Genomic DNA, 15,464 nt, shown 5'->3' with positions numbered 1-15,464 from the left:
CGCGCCGTGTTTCGAGCATGTGCACGCGTGTGCCACGATTCTCCAGACCCGCCCCCGACGACAGGACTCCTGTGCTCCGACGCCTGCGCACCCGCTCCGAGGGCGCGACCCTCGGCCTGATGCTCGCCCTCACCTTCTCGACCGGCATCATCGACGCCGTCGGGTACCTCGGGCTCGACCGCGTCTTCGCCGGCAACATGACCGGCAACGTCGTCATCCTCGGCATGGCCCTCTCCGGCGCGGCCGACCTGCCCGTGGTCGGGCCCCTGATCGCGCTGGGCGCCTTCATGATCGGCGCCGTGATCGGCGGCCGGGTGCTCCGCCCGGTGAAGAAGGGCTGGACCTCGCGCTCGACCTGGCTCTTCGCGGTGGTCGGCATCCTGCTCGGCGTCCTGGCGATCGTGCTCGCGGTCGTGCCCGAGCACCCCGAGCCGCTCGCCTTCACCGTCACCGGCGTGCTGGGCGGGGCGATGGGCCTCCAGGCCGCGACCGCCCGCCACCTCGCCGTCAAGGACGTCACGACGGTCGTCGTGACCTCGACGATCACCGGCCTCGCCGCGGACTCCCGCCTGGCGGGAGGCTCCGGTCAGCCGTGGTTCCGCCGCGCGGCCGCGATCGTCCTGATCGCCGCGGGTGCCGGAGTCGGCGCGCTCGCCCTGCTGGTCGGGCTCTGGCTCGGCCTCGCGATAGCCGCCGTCATCACGCTCGTCGCGACGCTGCTGGGCGAGCTCGTCGTCCACTCCCGGTACGCTCCGGCGCCCGCCGACGCCGCCGCCTGAGGCGGCGCCTCCCGGCGCGTCAGCGCGGCAGTTGCTGGCAGTGCGGGCAGAGGTGCGAGGAGCGGTTCATGAACGGCACCCGCACGATCGCCGCGCCGCACCGGGCGCACGGCTTCCCCGTCTGCCCGTAGGCGTGCAGGCTGTGCGAGAAGTAGCCGGAGGCACCGTTCACGTTCACGTACTGCGCATCGAAGCTGGTGCCGCCCTCGGCCAGCGCCCGTTCGAGCACCGAGCGCACCTCGGCGAAGAGGCGGCGGATGCGCGCCTCGCCGAGCGACGAGCTCGGCCGCTCCGGGTGCAGCTCCGCCGCCCACAGCGACTCGTCCGCGTAGATGTTCCCGATGCCGCTCACGAGCGTCTGGTCGAGCAGCGCCCGCTTGATCCCGCTGCTCCTCCTCGCCAGCGACGCGACGACCGAGCCCAGGTCGAAGGAGGGGTCGAGCGGATCGCGGGCGATGTGCGCGACCTGCGAGGGCACGGCGCGCAGCCAGCCGCCTCCGCGGACCTCCTCGCCCGCGTAGCCGCCCGGCGCTCCGTCCGGGGTCGGCACCAGAGCGTCGACCGCCATCGAGCCGAAGATCCGCTGGTCGACGAAGTGCAGGGCGAGCTCGCCGTGCTCGGGGTGCTCGATCCCGATCCGGATGCGCGCCAGCCGCGGCAGCGCCGCATCCGCCGTGCGCAGCAGCACCTGACCGCTCATGCCGAGGTGCACCAGCAGCGCCTCGTCGCGGCCCGCGGGCAGCCAGAGGAACTTCCCGCGCCGCACCGCCGCTTCGAGCCGGCGCCCGACGAGCAGGCGCTCGAAGGTCCCGTGCGGATGCACGTGCCGCTTCAGCGAGCGCTCGTCGACGATCTCGACGCCGGTCACCAGGGAGCCGGTGACCGCGGGAGCGAGGCCCGCCCGCACCACCTCGACCTCGGGCAGCTCGGGCACGGTCAGTCCGAGACCGCGGGAGCGGCGGGTGCGCCGGGGGCCGCCAGACGCGTCCACGCGTCGAGCGCGGCGGCCATCTCGGCCGCCTTCTTGCTCGTCCCCTCGCCGCGGGCGGTGACGAGTCCGCCGACGATCACGGTGGCGACGAACACCTTGTTGTGGTCGGGGCCGGTGGCGGCGATCTCGTAGCGCGGGGCCGGCGCACCGCGCTCGGCGGCCGCCTCCTGGAGGCTCGTCTTCGGGTCCATCGAGACGCCGAAGCGGAGCGGATCGGCCCTTAGAGGAGCGATCAGGCGCAGCACCAGGTCGCGGGCCGCGTCGGGACCGGTGCCCAGGTAGACGGCGCCGATGATGGCCTCGACGGTGTCGGCGAGGATCGACGCCTTGTCGCGGCCGCCGGTCAGCTCCTCGCCGCGTCCGAGGCGGAGGAACTCGCCCAGGCCGATGCCGCGGGCGATCTCTGCGAGCGCCACGGTCGAGACGAGGCTCGCCCGGCGCTTGGCCAGGTCGCCCTCGCTGAGGGCGGGGTACTCGGTGTAGAGCATGACGGTCACGGCCTGCCCGAGGATCGAGTCGCCGAGGAACTCGAGGCGCTCGTTGTGCGGGATGCCGCCGTGCTCGAAAGCGAACGACCGGTGCGTCAGGGCGAGCTCGAAGAGCTCACCGTCGAGGCTCACGCCGAGCGTGGCCTCCAGACGCGACCGGTCGTCGCTGGAGGGTCGTGCGGAGGTCTGGTTCACCATGGACCGCGGTCCGTTCGTCGAGGGGCGGTGCGCCCCGCGCCGTGCGGACCAGGAGCGGGATCAGACGTCGGCGACCTTGCGGCCCTTGTACTCGAGGAACAGCGCGGTGCCCGCGGAGTCCTCGACGACCTTGGCGCGGTGGGGAAGGCTGTAGACGACCTTGCCGTTCTCGATGGTCTTGACGAGGGTGGGGACCTCGGCCTTCCACTGCGAACGACGGGCGTGGGTGTTCGCGCGGGACTTCTTCCTCTTGGGAACAGCCATGATTCTCTCTTCTCTACCTCTAGTCGGATTCGGTGCGGGCGGTCGCGCCCTCACCGCTGTCTGCGGAAGCTCTGTCGGTGGAAGCTCCGAGCGCTGCGGCCCCGCCGTCCCCCTCGCTCAACCCTGCGAGCGCGGCCCACCGGGAGTCGCGCGGCGCCTCGGGTTCGGGCGTGGAGGAATCGGCCAGCCGCTCCCCCGTGACGGGGTCGAGGCCCGGACAGTCCGGCCGGCAGACCGGCTGGAACGGCAGCGACAGAACCACCGCATCCCTGACCAGAGGTTCAAGATCCACGTGGTCGTCGTGAACCTCATAGTCGAAAGCTTCGTCAGAAGAGTACGCGAAAAGTTCCTGGAACTCGACATCGACAGGCAGGGAGATGTCGGTCAGGCACCGGCTGCACTCGCCGTCGGCCCTCGCCGACACCTCGACACTGGCCAGGATCCCCTCGTGCACGGACTCGAGCCGGACGTCGAGATCGACGGCCGATCCCTTGCGGACCGCGACGATCCCCTCGCCGAACTGCTCCGGCGCCTCGAGCTCGAGGCGGTGCTCGCGCATCTCGCCCGGTCGCCTCACGAGGTCGCGCACGTTCACGGTGAACGGCGTCTTCTTGAAAGTAGTCACGAGGGTCCAGCCTACCCCTCCCGGCCCCCTCCGGGGCGGGAGGGGTAGGGAGGAGCCGGGAGGGGCGGAGTCCGGGCTCAGGCGCCGCCGGCCTCCAGCGTCACGTCGATCGGCGCGTAGTCGGCACCGCTCGTGTCCACTCCCTCCTCGGCGAGCTCCGCGAGCGCCTTCTCGACGTACTCATTCGAGTAGGCGGTGGCGGGCGGGTCCGCGCTGATGATCGTCGCACCCGTCTCGTTCTCCGTCTCCTTCGCGATGTCGACCGTCTGCTGCCACGCGGCCTCGTCGATCATCCCGACGCCGCTCGTCGAGGGCCAGATCAGCTTGTTGACCTCGTTGGTCATCCAGAGCTGGTGGCTGGTGCCGAGCGTGGATCCGGCCGCGGTCACGATGTCGGCCGCCGCCTGCGGATCGTCCTTCGCGAAGATCCAGCCCTTGATCGAGGCCTTGATGAAGGCGACCGTCTGCTCGGCGTACGCGTCGTCGTCGGCGAGCCTGCCCGCGTCCGCCCAGATCGCGTCCTGGAGCATCGCAGTGCCCACGTCGTTCCAGCTGATGACGTTCAGATCGTCCGGCTGGTACAGCTCGCCTGTGGCGGGGTTCACGGTCTCGAGGACCTGGGCGTACTCGTTGTAGGTCATCGCCTGGGCCGCGTCGATGTCGCCCGCGAGGAAGCCGTTCATGTCGAACTGCTGCTGCACCAGCGAGATGTCGTCGAGGGAGACGCCGTCCTTCTGCATGCCGGCGAACAGCTCCCACTCGTTGCCGTAGCCCCAGCTGCCCACGCTCTTCCCGGCGAGGTCGGCGGGCGAGGTGATCCCCTTGTCCTTGAAGGAGATCTGCGTGGTGGCGCTGCGCTCGAAGATCTGCGCGACGTCGGTGATCCCGGCCCCCTGCTCGATCGAGCCGAGGACCTTGGGCACCCAGGAGATCGCGTAGTCCGCGTCGCCCGAGGCGAGCACGTCCTGGGGGACGATGTCGCCGCCTCCCTCGGCGATCGTCACGTCGAGGCCCTCGTCCTCGTAGTAGCCCTGGTCGAGCGCGGCGTAGTACCCGGCGAACTGCGCCTGGGCCACCCACTGCAGCTGCAGGGTGACCGGCGTGAGGCCGCCGGAGCTGGAATCCGACCCCGGGTCGGAGCCGCCGGAGGCGCTGCAGCCGGTGAGCGCGAGGCCCACGGCCGCGAAGGCGGCGGTCGTCGTCAGGGTGATGCGGGTGTGTCTGGTCACGGGTCCTCCTGGTGCGGTCTGCGGGGTCGCCGGTGCGGCGCGCCCCGTGGTGCGGCGGTGCAGGTGGTGCTGTGGTGCAAGTGGCGCTGATGATGCGGGCGGTGCGGATGGTGCGTCGGGTGGAGTCGGGAATCGGGAATCGGGAATCGGGAATCGGGAATCGGGAATCGGGAATCGGGAGTCGGGAATAAGAAGGATCGAGGATCGAGGAGGGTGCGGGGACGCGCGGCGCCGCGCTCAGCGCAGCCGGCTGCGGCGCAGCGCGAACGCCTCGAGCGCGGCCGTCACGCAGTAGAACGCGAGGCCGACGAGCACAGCGCCCAGGACGTAGGCGTAGGCGAGCGCGTAGTCGCTGCCCGAGGCCGCCGTCGTGATCGACTTGCCGAGCCCGCCCACGGGTCCGCCGAAGTACTCGGCGATCAGCGCCGAGATCACCGCGAGCGAGGAGGCGATGCGGAGCCCCGTGAAGACGTAGGGCACTGCTCCCGGCAGCGTGATCGTGCGGGCGGTCTGCCAGGGGGTCGCCGCGTAGGCCTTCAGCAGGTCGCGGTGCACCGGAGCGGCCTGCCGCAGCCCGCGCAGCGTCGTCACGTACACCGGCACGAACACGGCGAGCGCCGCGACGAGCTGCCTCGCGGTCTCGGCGTTCGCTCCGAACATCGTGTAGAGCACCGGAGCGAGGGCGACGATCGGCACGACGGCGGCCGCGGCCACGATCGGCGCGACCAGTCCGTCGAAGACCCGCGCGAGCGCCGAGAGCCCGGCGACCACGACCGCCAGCACCGCGCCGACCAGCAGGCCGACCAGCGCGTTGCGGCCGGTCACCGCGCTGCCCTCGGCGACGGAGCCGAGGTTCGCGGCGAACTTCCGTCCGATCGCCAGCGGCGACGGGAGCACGAACGGCTGGATCGCCAGAGCGGTGACCCCGGCCTGCCAGAGCAGGACCGCGGCGATCCCGAGCACGACCGGCGCGAGCACGCTGCGCGCCAGCGCGGTCGTGCTCACCGGTTCTCCACCCCGCGCGGCACGGCGGCGGGATCCCCGTGCAGCAGCTCGCGCACGGCGCTCACGTCGCGGAAGAACGCCGTGTCCTCCCTGACCGCCGCGTCGCGCTCGGATGCTCCGGGGAGTCCGACCGGGAGGACGTCGCGGATCCTGCCCGGCCGCGGCGACATCACCACGACGCGGTCCGAGAGGAACACCGCCTCCGGGATCGAGTGGGTGACGAAGACGACGGCGGCGCCGGTCTCGCGCCGGATCCGCAGCAGCTCCGTCTGCATCCGCTCGCGGGTCATCTCGTCGAGCGCCCCGAACGGCTCGTCCATGAGGAGCAGGCGCGGGCTCTCGGCGAGCGCCCGCGCGATGGCGACGCGCTGCTGCATCCCGCCGGAGAGCTGGTCCGGGTAGGAGTCGGCGAAGTCGCCGAGCCCGACCAGCGCCAGCAGCTCGTCGACGCGCGAGCGCCGGGCGGTCGCGGCGACGCCGTGCAGCTCCAGCGGCAGGGCGATGTTCGCCCGGATCGTGCGCCACGGCAGGAGGCCCGCCTGCTGGAACGCGATCCCGTAGTCCTGGTCGAGCCTCGCCTGCCGGGCCGTCTTGCCGAACACGGCGATCGAGCCGGAGTCCGGCTCGTCGAGGTCGGCGATCAGCCGCAGCAGCGTCGACTTGCCGCAGCCGGACGGGCCGATCAGCGAGACGAACTCCCCCGCGGCCACCTCGAGCGAGACGTCCTGGAGCGCCGTGACGCTCGCGGCGCGGGCGGTGGTGAAGGTCCTCGTGACGGAGTCGACGACGACCGCGGATCCTGCAGTGCTCATGCGGGCTGCTCCCCTCGGCGGTACGGACGGAGGAGGGTGCCGAGCAGGGCGACGGCGCCTGCGGCCGCGAGGCCCACCAGCACCGCCCCGAGGATCGGCGCCCAGGGCTTGGCGGGGTCGCCTCCGGCAGCGGAGGCGAACTCGATGATCATGCGGCCGATCCCGCCGCGCAGGCCGATCGAGACCTCGGCGACGATCGTGCCGACGACGGCGCTGACCGCTCCGAGCCGGAGGGCCGGCAGCAGGTAGGGCACGCTCGCCGGCAGCCTCAGGCGCACCAGCGTCTTCCACCAGCCGACGCCGTAGACGTGCATCAGCTCGACCTGGTGGGCCGTCGGCGAGCCGAGCCCGCGGAGCGCCCCGATCGAGACGGGGAAGAACGCGAGGTAGGAGGCGATCAGGGCCACCGACATCCAGTTCTCCCAGGTCACCGGTCCGAGCTCGAGCTGCGACCCCCAGCGCCGCACCAGTGGGGCGATCGCGATCAGGGGCACCGTCTGGCTCAGCACGATCCAGGGCAGCACCGCCGACTCCGCCGTGCGGAACCGCTGCATCAGGAGAGCCAGGAGCAGCCCCACGACCGTGCCGACGACCCAGCCGACCGCGGCGATCCCGAGCGAGAAGGCGCTCGCCCCCACGACGGCCGACCACAGCGCCGGGGCGTTCCGCGCTCCGGTGACCGGCTCGCCGAGCCGGGCCGCGATCTCCCAGAGGTGGGGCATCGCGATGGCGCTCGTGCGCGGGAGCACCGTGACTCCTCCGACGACCACCCCGGCCTCGGGCCCGAGCGCCTTCCAGCCCTCCCACACCAGCGCGAGCAGGAGCAGCCCGGCGGCGCCGAGCACGAGCCCGCGCGCGAGGGCCGGTCTCATGCGCGGGCCACGATGTGCTCGCGCAGCTCCGGGATGATCCGCTCGCCGTACACGCGCAGCGTCTCCTCCTTGTTGTCGTGCTGGAGGTAGCCCGCGAACTGCGTCACGCCGATGTCGGCGAGCGCCCGGAGCTTCTCGACGTGCTCGTCCGCCGTGCCCAGCACGCAGAAGCGCTCCACGATCTCGTCCGGCACGAAGGCGGTGTGGCTGTTGCCCGCGCGGCCGTGCTCGTTGTAGTCGTAGCCCTCGCGCCCGGCGATGTAGTCCGTCAGCGCCTGCGGCACCGCTCCGGAGGCGCCGTAGCGGCCCACGATGTCGGCCACGTGGTTGCCGACCATCCCGCCGAACCAGCGGCACTGGTCGCGCATGTGCTCCCGGTCGGTGCCGATGTACATCGGCGCCGCGACGCAGAACTGCAGCGACTCGGGATCCCGGCCGGCGTTCGCCGCCGCCTCCTTGACGGCGCCGATCATCCAGCGCGCGATGTCCACGTCGGCCAGCTGCAGGATGAAGCCGTCGCCGACCTCGCCCGCGAGCTTCAGAGCGAGCGGGCCGTAGGCGGCCACCCACATCTCCAGGGACGAGCCCCGGCTCCACGGGAACTGCAGCGTCTGGCCGTTGTACTCGACCGGACGGCTGTTGGCGAGCTCGCGGATGACGTGGATCGACTCCCGCAGCGTCTTGAGCGTCGTCGGAGCTCCTCCGGTCACCCTCACCGCCGAGTCGCCGCGTCCGATCCCGCACACCGTGCGGTTCCCGTACATCTCGTTGAGCGTCGCGTGCAGCGAGGCGATGACCGTCCAGTCGCGCGTGGCGGGGTTGGTGACCATCGGGCCGACCGTGATCCGGTGCGTCCTCTCGAGGATCTGCGAGTAGATCACGTAGGGCTCCTGCCAGAGCAGGTGCGAGTCGAAGGTCCACGCGTAGTCGAAGCCGTGCGTCTCCGCGAGGACGGCGAGCGCGACGGTGCGCGAGGCGGGCGGGTTGGTCTGGAGGACGACTCCGAAGTCCATGGGGTTCCTTCTGCTCGATCAGGTGCTAGCTCGGATCGGGTGCCGGCTCAGATCAGGTACTGGCTCAGACCGCGCGGGATGTACGCCCCGTCGCCCTTCGTGCCGACGTAGGAGCCGTCGTCGACGACGACCCTGCCGCGGGAGATCACCGTGTCGACGTGGCCGTCGATCTCGAAGCCCTCCCAGGCCGAGTAGTCCATGTTCATGTGGTGGCTTCGGCCCTCGCCGATCCCGATCGAGGTGTGCCCGCTCGGGTCGTAGACGACGACGTCGCCGTCGGCCCCGGGCTGGATGACGCCCTTCCTCCCGTACATCCCGAACATCCGCGCCGGGGTGGTCGAGGTGAGCTCGACCCAGCGCGGCAGGGAGATCTGCCCCGACACCACGCCCTGGTACATCAGGTCCATCCGGTGCTCCACCGAGCCGATGCCGTTGGGGATCTTCGAGAAGTCGCCGATCCCCATGTCCTTCTGGCCCTTCATGCAGAAGGGGCAGTGATCGGTCGAGACCATCTGGATGTCGTTGGTGCGGAGCGACTGCCACATGTGGTGCTGATGCCCCTCCGCCTTCGAGCGCAGCGGCGTGGAGCACACCCACTTCGCGCCCTCGAAGCCCGGCGCGCCGAGCTGCTCCTCGAGCGAGAGGTAGAGGTACTGCGGGCAGGTCTCCCCGAAGACGTTCATGCCGCGGTCGCGGGCCTGCGCGATCTGCTCCACCGCCTGCTTCGCGGAGACGTGCACCACGTACAGCGGCGCGCCGGTGAGGTCGGCGATCATGATCGCCCGGTGCGTCGCCTCCTCCTCCGCCTGCCAGGGTCGAGAGGTGCCGTGGAAGTACGGCGCGGTGTTCCCGGCGGCGAGGGTCTGCTTCACCAGTTCGTCGATGAGGGCGCCGTTCTCGGCGTGCATCATCATCATCGCGCCGTTCTCCGCGCCCTTCTGGAACGCCCGGAGGATCTGCCCGTCGTCCGAGAGGAACACGCCCTTGTAGGCCATGAACAGCTTGAAGCTGGTCACCCCCTCGCGCATCAGCTCGTCCATCGCGACGAGCGAGGAGTCCTGCACGTCCGAGAGGATCTGGTGGAAGCCGTAGTCGATCGCGCAGTTGCCGGCCGCCTTCTCCTGCCACGCCTGGAACCGGTCGACGACGCTCTCGCCCGGGTACTGCACCACGAAGTCGACGATCGACGTCGTGCCGCCCCAGGCCGCGGCGCGCGTGCCGGTCTCGAAGGTGTCCGAGGCGGAGGTGCCGCCGAACGGCATCTCCATGTGCGTGTGCGCGTCGATCCCGCCCGGGATCACGTACTTGCCGCGCGCGTCGATCACCCGGTCGACGTGGGCAGCCAGGTCGAAGCCCAGCAGCGTGGAGCCGGGGGCGAGGACGGCGGCGATGGTCTCGCCGTCGATCAGGACGTCTGCGGCTCCGGTGCCGGTCGCGTTGACGACCGTCCCGCCGGTGATGAGGGTCTTCATCGGTCTTCCCCGTCTCGGTCTGCGGTCACGGCTTCGGGATGCTGGTGTACGACTCCGGCCGGCGGTCCCGGTAGAACTGCCAGTCGTCGCGCATCTCCTGCACCATGTCCATCTCGAGGTCGCGGATCAGGATCTCCTCGGCCTCGCCCGAGCCCCGCTCGCCGACGAACTCCCCGCGCGGATCGATGATCTGGCTTGTGCCGTAGAAGTCGACCGCGAGGTCGCCGTACTCGTTGTCCTCCCGGCCGACGCGGTTGGGCTGCAGCACGAAGTAGCCGTTCGCCACCGCGGCCGCCGGGCCCTCGACCTCCCAGAGGCGGTTCGACAGGCCGGGCTTGGTGGCGTTGGGGTTGAAGACGAGGTGGGCGCCGTTCAGGCCCAGCTCCCGCCAGCCCTCCGGGAAGTGGCGGTCGTAGCAGATGTGGACGCCGACCTTGCCGACCGCGGTGTCGAAGACCGGGAAGCCGAGGTTCCCGGGCCGGAAGTAGAACTTCTCCCAGAAGCGGTCCAGGTGCGGGATGTGGTGCTTGCGGTACTTGCCGAGGATCGTCCCGTCGGCGTCGACCACGACCGCGGTGTTGTAGTAGACGCCGGTCTGCTCCTCCTCGTAGATCGGGAGGATCATCACCACGCCCAGCTCCTTCGCGAGGGCCGCGAAGCGCTGCACGATCGGCCCGTCGGCGGGCTCGGCGTAGCGGTAGTACTTCTTGTCCTGGGTGATGCCGAAGTACGGGCCGTAGAACAGCTCCTGGAAGCAGACGATCTGCGCGCCGTCGGCTGCGGCGTCCCGGGCCATCCGCTCGTGCTTGTCGAGCATCGACTCCTTGTCGCCGGTCCAGGTCGTCTGGGTGATCGCTGCGCGGACGATGGTCATCGGTACCTCCATGCTCGGGCGTCCCTGTCCGGCTCCGGTGTGCTCCGCCAGGCGGTGCGGAGCCGGGGACGTGGACCCACTGTGGTCCCCGCCGGGCCCGAAGGCAATGACGGACCGTCCGGCTCCGGGGACAGGGCTTCATCGTCGGGGTTCGACGTTTCCCCGGTGTTTCCGGCGCGGATCCGCAGGATTAAGGCTCGCCGGGGGAGGAATCCGTCGGTGCCGCTAGCGTGGGCGGATGCGCATCACGATCCTGGCCGGAGGCGTCGGCGGCGCCCGCTTCACCTCGGCGGTCCGCGAGCACCTCCGCGATCTCGAGGCCGCCGGCGGCGAGGCGAGCGAGATCACCGTCGTCGTCAACACCGGCGACGACATATGGCTCACCGGCCTCAAGGTCTGCCCCGACCTCGACTCGATCACCTACGCGCTCGGCGGAGTGAACGACACGGAGCGCGGCTGGGGGCGGGCCGGCGAGAGCGAGCGGGTCTCGGCCGAGCTCACCGCCTTCGGCGTCGGCTGGCCGTGGTTCACCCTGGGCGACCTCGACCTCGGCACCCACATCGCCCGCAGCTCGATGCTGCGCGACGGCCTCACCCTCTCGGAGGCGACCGCGCGGATCACCGCCCGCTGGCCGCTGGGGGTCCGCCTGCTGCCGATGTCGGACCAGGACGTCGAGACCCACGTCGAGGTCGACCTTCCCGGCGAGGGCGTGCGGCTCCTCCACTTCGAGGAGTGGTGGGTGCGGCTTCGGGCGTCAGCGCCCGCGCGCCGCTTCGTCCAGCAGGGGGTGGAGAGCGCCCGCCCCGCCCCGGGCGTGCTGGAGGCGATCGCCGACACCGACGCGGTGCTCGTCGCCCCCTCCAATCCCGTCGTCTCGATCGGCACGATCCTCGGAGTGCCCGGCATCGCGGACGCCCTCCGCCGGACCTCCGCACCCGTCGTGGGCGTCTCCCCCGTCATCGGAGGCGCGGTGGTGCGCGGCATGGCCGACGCCTGCCTCGCCGCGATCGGCGTCGAGACGTCCGCCGAGGCCGTCGGCCGGCACTACGGAGCCCGGCGCGGGGGCGGCCTCCTCGACGCCTGGCTCGTCGGCGAGGAGGACGCGGACGCGGTCCCGGCGCTCGAGTCGGCGGGCCTCCGCGCCCGCTCCGTGCCGCTCTGGCTGACCGGCCGGGACGCCTCCGTGCGGCTCGCCGCCGACGCTCTCGCCGCCGCGAGGGGCTGAGCGGAGCCTCCTCCCGGGGCCGCGCACCGCGTGTCGCAGCGCGGATGCGGTCACGCCTCCCACGGGGCGCCCCGTTCCCTTGTACGGTCGGAGGCGGACGAACTCCCCGATTCACCCCCGCATCGGATCCGGAATCCCTCGGTCGCGCCCCCGACCGCGTCCTCACCACGTCTCCGAGCCCTGCGGAACCGCGTGCCGTCCCGTCAGGAGGACACCATGGAGCCCAGCTCGAGGATCAGCACCGAGCGGATCGAGCCCGACATCGTGGTGATCCGCCCCGTCGGCAGGCTCGACCTGTCCACGGCGTGGGAGCTCGAAGCGGTCCTCCAGCGCGCGCTCGAGGCGGGAGAGGTCCGCGTGGTCGTCGACCTGGCGGCCGTCGAGTTCCTCGACTCGTCCGGGCTCGGCGTCCTCGTCGCCGGACTCAAGGAGGCGCGGAAGGCGGGCGGCGAGCTGCGCGTGGCCGCCGCCGGTGAGCAGCCCGCCATGGTGCTCGGCCTGTCCAACCTCGACCGCCTGCTCGGGAGCGCCGAGACCGTCGAGGAGGCCTACCGTGCCTGAGCGCTCCTTCGTCGTGCGCACGCCGCCCGAGGACGGCGTCACCGCCGTCCACGAGGCGCTCGAGGAGCTGTGGCTCGAGGAGCCGGGCGTCGCGCCGGTCGACCGGATGTCGTTCGAGACCGCGCTGGTCGAGCTGACCTCGAACATCGTCCAGCACGCCCGGTCGTACCGGCACATCATCTGCCTGGTCGAGATCCGCGTCGACGCGACCGAGCTGCGCGCCTCGCTCAACGACTCCGCCGAGGAGGCGCCCGCCGAGGTCGCCGACCCCCGCGACATGCCGGACGAGTGGGACGAGGCAGGCCGCGGCATCCCCTTCATCCACGCCCTCGTCACCGAGTTCTCCTACCGCCGTGTCGACGGGCAGAACCTCTGGGCACTCGCCCGGACCCGCACGTGAGCGAGCCGACCGAGCGCGCCCGCCTCGCCGCGATCGCCGAGCTCGGGATCGGCCTGAGCACCCCCCAGGAGCGCTTCGACAGGATCACCCGCGTCGCCCGCCGACTCCTGCGCGTCCCCCTCGCCGAGATCAACATCCTCGAGGAGTCGACGCAGTTCACGAAGTCGCCCCAGCGCTCGGCGCGGGCGAGCAGGATGCTGCGCGCCGACTCGATGTGCGACGTCACGGTCCAGCAGGGCGACATCCTCGTCGTCGAGGACGCCACCGCCGATCCGCGGTTCGCCGACCGCGGAGTCGTCACCGGATCCCCTCACGTGCGCTTCTACGCGGGCCGCCCGCTCGTCGTCGGGGACGGCCTCCGCGTCGGCACGATCTGCATCATCGACAGCGAGGTGCGCGGCTTCTCGGAGGAGGAGCGCGAGATCCTCGAGGACCTCGGCCGGTGGGCCGAGCGGGAGCTGCGCGAGATCGCCTTCTCCGGACGCGCGAGCGAGACGCAGGAGCGGCTCCGGCCCCAGCGCCTCGACCTCGGCGAGTGGAGCCTCGACTCGCTGACCACGCCGCTGCACGACGTCGCCGGCGACTACACGGCGTGGCGCCGCAGCGGGGACGACCTCTCCCTCGAGCTGGTCGACGTGATGGGCAAGGGGGTCTCGGCGGCGATCGTCGCCTCCGCGATCCGCTCCGCGTTCCAGGCGCGGCCGGAGCTCCCTCCCGCGGCAGCCGTCGAGGCCGTCAACCGCCAGCTCCTGCCCGACCTGACAGCGACCGGGTTGTTCGCGACCGCGCTGATCGCCCGGGTCGACCTCGCGAGCGGCGCCGTCGCGTTCGTGGACAGCGGCCACGGCCTCACCCTCCTGCTGCGCGCCGACGGCACCACGGAGCGGCTCGCCTCCACCGGCGTCCCGCTCGGCATCGCCGCCGACGTCTCCTGGGAGGAGGAGCAGCGCGTGCTCGCCCCCGGCGACGCGCTCTTCTCCTGCAGCGACGGCCTGCTCGACGTCTTCGGCGGGCGCCTCGACGCGCTCGACCGTCTCGCCGAGCTGGTGCGGAGCAACGACGACCCCGCTCTCTTCGAGCGTCTGCATGCTCTCGCAGACGACGCGCACGACGATGTGACAGCGTTGGTGCTGCGGCGCTCCGCAGCGCCCGCCCCCTCCTGATCCTGATCGAAAGGACCTCCCCCATGCCTGGTGCACTCGTCCTCGCCGGCGGCGGCCTCGCCGGAATCGCCTGGGAGCTCGGCGTCCTCCGCGGCCTCGCCGACGCCTCCCCCGAGGCGGCCCGCCTCCTGCTCGATCCGTCGACGACCTTCATCGGCACCTCCGCGGGCTCCGCGGTCGCCGCGCAGCTGAGCACCGGCACCGGCCTCGACGAGTCGTACGAGGCCCAGCTCCAGGAGGAGTCCGCCGAGATCGGAGCGGACGTCGACGGTGAGCGCCTCCAGGCCCTCTTCGCCGCGGCCGTCGAGGGCGCGACCTCGCCCCAGGACGCGCGGCGCCGCATCGGCACCCTCGCGCTCGAGGCCGAGACGCTCTCCGAGGACACGCGCCGGGCCGTCATCTCGGCCCGCGTGGGCGACGCCGACTGGCCCGAGCAGCGTCTGCTCATCACCGCGGTCGACACGGCCACCGGTGAGCTGCGCGTGTTCGACCGCGAGAGCGGTGTCGGCCTCGTCGACGCGATCTCCGCCAGCTGCGCCGTCCCCGGGGTCTGGCCTCCCGTCAGCATCGACGGCGTCCGCTACATGGACGGCGGCGCGCGCTCCGGCAGCAACGCCGACCTCGCCGCGGGAGCCGACTGGGTCTTGATCGTCACTCCGCTGCCGGGAGTCGGCACGCCCGGCGCGGGCCTGATCCCGACCGGCGAGCTCGACGCCCTCGCGGACTCGCGGGTCGAGGTGCTCTACGCCGACGAGGAGTCGGTGCGCGCCTTCGGCCCGAACTCGCTCGACCCGGCCGTCCGCGCCGCCTCCGCCCGCGCCGGACGTGCTCAGGGCGCCCGTCTCGCCTCGCGGATCGCCGCGCTGGTCGGCGCCGAGTAGCCGGTCTCAGCGCCGCACGCTGTAGCGCGTGAAGACCGTGCCGTCGGCGAAGCGGTGCTCCTCGCGCAGGTCGAGGCGCGCGTGGAACCCGCACGGGAGGAAGTGGGTCCCGCCGCCCACCGCCACCGGCACCGTGTAGACCTGCACCTCGTCGACGATCCCGGCGAGCAGCGCGTGCCTGGCGAGGGTCGGCCCGCCGATCGAGACGTCGTGGTCGGCGGCGCTGACCTGCGCGGCGACGACGACCGGGTCGAACCCGCCCTCGACGCGGGTGCGGCGGGTCTCGGCCGACTCCAGCGTCGTCGAGTACACGACCTTGTCGGCCGCCCGCCACATCTCCTGGAAGTCGCGGATGAACGCGAACTCCTCCGCCAGTGCCCAGGTCTGCTCCCACGCGCGCATGACCTCGTACATGCGCCGCCCGTACAGGTACGTGCGCACCCGCCCCTCGCGCTCCGTGATGAAGCGGTGCACGGCGGGTCGCGGCTCCGCCCAGGCGAATCCGCCGTCCGCGTCGTTCACGTAGCCGTCGAGCGACGCGATCGAGCTGTAGATGAGCGCGCCCACGTCGGCCTCTCTCCGTGGCCGGCTTCGGGACCGCCCACGGGCGCG

Annotated in this window: 18 protein-coding genes; 6 read left to right on the top strand and 12 right to left on the bottom strand. The window is 71.9% G+C overall.

Annotated features, from left to right (window positions below):
* Positions 1–71 precede the first annotated feature (71 nt).
* Positions 72–779, top strand: a complete 708-nt coding sequence (locus tag C5D50_RS11340) for a YoaK family protein (RefSeq protein ID WP_308470800.1) — start codon at positions 72–74, stop codon at positions 777–779.
* A gap of 19 nt (positions 780–798) precedes the next feature.
* On the opposite strand, the gene mutM is transcribed toward C5D50_RS11340, so the two are convergent.
* The 11 genes from mutM to C5D50_RS11280 form a co-directional block, all read right to left on the bottom strand.
* Positions 799–1,713 carry a bifunctional DNA-formamidopyrimidine glycosylase/DNA-(apurinic or apyrimidinic site) lyase gene (gene mutM / locus C5D50_RS11335; RefSeq protein WP_104283536.1) on the bottom strand — a complete coding sequence of 305 codons (915 nt, stop codon included), beginning with the start codon at positions 1,711–1,713 and terminating at the stop codon, positions 799–801.
* 2 nt (positions 1,714–1,715) lie between these two features.
* Positions 1,716–2,456: a ribonuclease III gene (rnc, locus tag C5D50_RS11330; RefSeq protein WP_104250952.1), complete on the bottom strand. Its 741-nt coding sequence runs from the start codon at positions 2,454–2,456 to the stop codon at positions 1,716–1,718.
* A gap of 60 nt (positions 2,457–2,516) precedes the next feature.
* On the bottom strand, positions 2,517–2,720 hold the full coding sequence (gene rpmF / locus C5D50_RS11325) for a 50S ribosomal protein L32 (RefSeq protein WP_104223482.1): 204 nt from the start codon (positions 2,718–2,720) through the stop codon (positions 2,517–2,519).
* Between the two features lie 19 nt (positions 2,721–2,739).
* The gene (locus C5D50_RS11320) at positions 2,740–3,279 is read right to left on the bottom strand and encodes a DUF177 domain-containing protein (RefSeq protein ID WP_104283535.1); all 540 of its coding nucleotides are present in this window, start codon (positions 3,277–3,279) and stop codon (positions 2,740–2,742) included.
* A gap of 143 nt (positions 3,280–3,422) precedes the next feature.
* Positions 3,423–4,574: an ABC transporter substrate-binding protein gene (locus C5D50_RS11315; protein ID WP_219814713.1), complete on the bottom strand. Its 1,152-nt coding sequence runs from the start codon at positions 4,572–4,574 to the stop codon at positions 3,423–3,425.
* 237 nt (positions 4,575–4,811) lie between these two features.
* Positions 4,812–5,579: an ABC transporter permease gene (locus C5D50_RS11305; RefSeq protein WP_104283528.1), complete on the bottom strand. Its 768-nt coding sequence runs from the start codon at positions 5,577–5,579 to the stop codon at positions 4,812–4,814.
* The gene (locus tag C5D50_RS11300; RefSeq protein ID WP_104234205.1) at positions 5,576–6,391 is read right to left on the bottom strand and encodes an ABC transporter ATP-binding protein; all 816 of its coding nucleotides are present in this window, start codon (positions 6,389–6,391) and stop codon (positions 5,576–5,578) included. The genes C5D50_RS11305 and C5D50_RS11300 overlap by 4 nt, the downstream gene beginning before the upstream one ends.
* Positions 6,388–7,263, bottom strand: coding sequence for an ABC transporter permease (locus C5D50_RS11295; RefSeq protein ID WP_104273343.1), 876 nt, complete (start codon positions 7,261–7,263; stop codon positions 6,388–6,390). The genes C5D50_RS11300 and C5D50_RS11295 overlap by 4 nt, the downstream gene beginning before the upstream one ends.
* Positions 7,260–8,276, bottom strand: a complete 1,017-nt coding sequence (locus tag C5D50_RS11290) for a TIGR03842 family LLM class F420-dependent oxidoreductase (RefSeq protein ID WP_104226663.1) — start codon at positions 8,274–8,276, stop codon at positions 7,260–7,262. Before C5D50_RS11290 ends, C5D50_RS11295 begins: the two co-directional genes overlap by 4 nt.
* Before the next feature lie 47 nt (positions 8,277–8,323).
* Positions 8,324–9,748: a dihydropyrimidinase gene (hydA, locus tag C5D50_RS11285; RefSeq protein WP_104223477.1), complete on the bottom strand. Its 1,425-nt coding sequence runs from the start codon at positions 9,746–9,748 to the stop codon at positions 8,324–8,326.
* A 25-nt stretch (positions 9,749–9,773) separates the two neighbouring features.
* A complete protein-coding gene (locus C5D50_RS11280) occupies positions 9,774–10,622 on the bottom strand; it encodes a nitrilase-related carbon-nitrogen hydrolase (protein ID WP_104223476.1) in 849 nt (282 codons plus the stop codon).
* Positions 10,623–10,860: 238 nt separating this feature from the next.
* On the opposite strand from C5D50_RS11280, the gene cofD reads away from it, so the two are divergent.
* The 5 genes from cofD to C5D50_RS11255 all read left to right on the top strand — a co-directional run bounded on the left by cofD (position 10,861) and on the right by C5D50_RS11255 (position 14,852).
* A complete protein-coding gene (gene cofD / locus C5D50_RS11275) occupies positions 10,861–11,847 on the top strand; it encodes a 2-phospho-L-lactate transferase (RefSeq protein WP_104283527.1) in 987 nt (328 codons plus the stop codon).
* A 216-nt stretch (positions 11,848–12,063) separates the two neighbouring features.
* The gene (locus tag C5D50_RS11270; RefSeq protein WP_104223474.1) at positions 12,064–12,408 is read left to right on the top strand and encodes an STAS domain-containing protein; all 345 of its coding nucleotides are present in this window, start codon (positions 12,064–12,066) and stop codon (positions 12,406–12,408) included.
* Positions 12,401–12,808, top strand: a complete 408-nt coding sequence (locus tag C5D50_RS11265) for an ATP-binding protein (protein ID WP_104223473.1) — start codon at positions 12,401–12,403, stop codon at positions 12,806–12,808. The genes C5D50_RS11270 and C5D50_RS11265 overlap by 8 nt, the downstream gene beginning before the upstream one ends.
* Positions 12,805–13,971 carry a PP2C family protein-serine/threonine phosphatase gene (locus C5D50_RS11260; protein ID WP_181137340.1) on the top strand — a complete coding sequence of 389 codons (1,167 nt, stop codon included), beginning with the start codon at positions 12,805–12,807 and terminating at the stop codon, positions 13,969–13,971. The genes C5D50_RS11265 and C5D50_RS11260 overlap by 4 nt, the downstream gene beginning before the upstream one ends.
* Before the next feature lie 23 nt (positions 13,972–13,994).
* Positions 13,995–14,852 (top strand): patatin-like phospholipase family protein, encoded by an 858-nt coding sequence (locus C5D50_RS11255; protein ID WP_104283524.1) that lies wholly within the window; start codon positions 13,995–13,997, stop codon positions 14,850–14,852.
* A 6-nt stretch (positions 14,853–14,858) separates the two neighbouring features.
* Here C5D50_RS11255 and C5D50_RS11250 read toward each other — a convergent pair whose 3' ends face one another.
* Positions 14,859–15,419 (bottom strand): dihydrofolate reductase family protein, encoded by a 561-nt coding sequence (locus C5D50_RS11250; protein ID WP_104226668.1) that lies wholly within the window; start codon positions 15,417–15,419, stop codon positions 14,859–14,861.
* Between the last annotated feature and the right edge of the window lie 45 nt (positions 15,420–15,464).

This window comes from Rathayibacter sp. RFBD1, from assembly GCF_002932915.1.
Lineage (GTDB): Bacteria > Actinomycetota > Actinomycetes > Actinomycetales > Microbacteriaceae > Rathayibacter.
Note: the sequence above shows the minus strand (reverse complement) of the source record. Positions and strands in the feature narration are given on the sequence as shown.

Excerpts from the sequence above, each read along its gene's own strand:
- rnc (WP_104250952.1), bottom strand. The coding sequence starts at position 2,456 with ATGGTGAACCAGACCTCCGCACGACCCTCCAGCGACGACCGGTCGCGT.
- rpmF (WP_104223482.1), bottom strand. The coding sequence starts at position 2,720 with ATGGCTGTTCCCAAGAGGAAGAAGTCCCGCGCGAACACCCACGCCCGT.
- C5D50_RS11320 (WP_104283535.1), bottom strand. The coding sequence starts at position 3,279 with ATGCGCGAGCACCGCCTCGAGCTCGAGGCGCCGGAGCAGTTCGGCGAG.
- C5D50_RS11300 (WP_104234205.1), bottom strand. The coding sequence starts at position 6,391 with ATGAGCACTGCAGGATCCGCGGTCGTCGTCGACTCCGTCACGAGGACC.
- C5D50_RS11295 (WP_104273343.1), bottom strand. The coding sequence starts at position 7,263 with ATGAGACCGGCCCTCGCGCGCGGGCTCGTGCTCGGCGCCGCCGGGCTG.
- C5D50_RS11290 (WP_104226663.1), bottom strand. The coding sequence starts at position 8,276 with ATGGACTTCGGAGTCGTCCTCCAGACCAACCCGCCCGCCTCGCGCACC.
- hydA (WP_104223477.1), bottom strand. The coding sequence starts at position 9,748 with ATGAAGACCCTCATCACCGGCGGGACGGTCGTCAACGCGACCGGCACC.
- C5D50_RS11280 (WP_104223476.1), bottom strand. The coding sequence starts at position 10,622 with ATGACCATCGTCCGCGCAGCGATCACCCAGACGACCTGGACCGGCGAC.
- cofD (WP_104283527.1), top strand. The coding sequence starts at position 10,861 with ATGCGCATCACGATCCTGGCCGGAGGCGTCGGCGGCGCCCGCTTCACC.
- C5D50_RS11270 (WP_104223474.1), top strand. The coding sequence starts at position 12,064 with ATGGAGCCCAGCTCGAGGATCAGCACCGAGCGGATCGAGCCCGACATC.
- C5D50_RS11255 (WP_104283524.1), top strand. The coding sequence starts at position 13,995 with ATGCCTGGTGCACTCGTCCTCGCCGGCGGCGGCCTCGCCGGAATCGCC.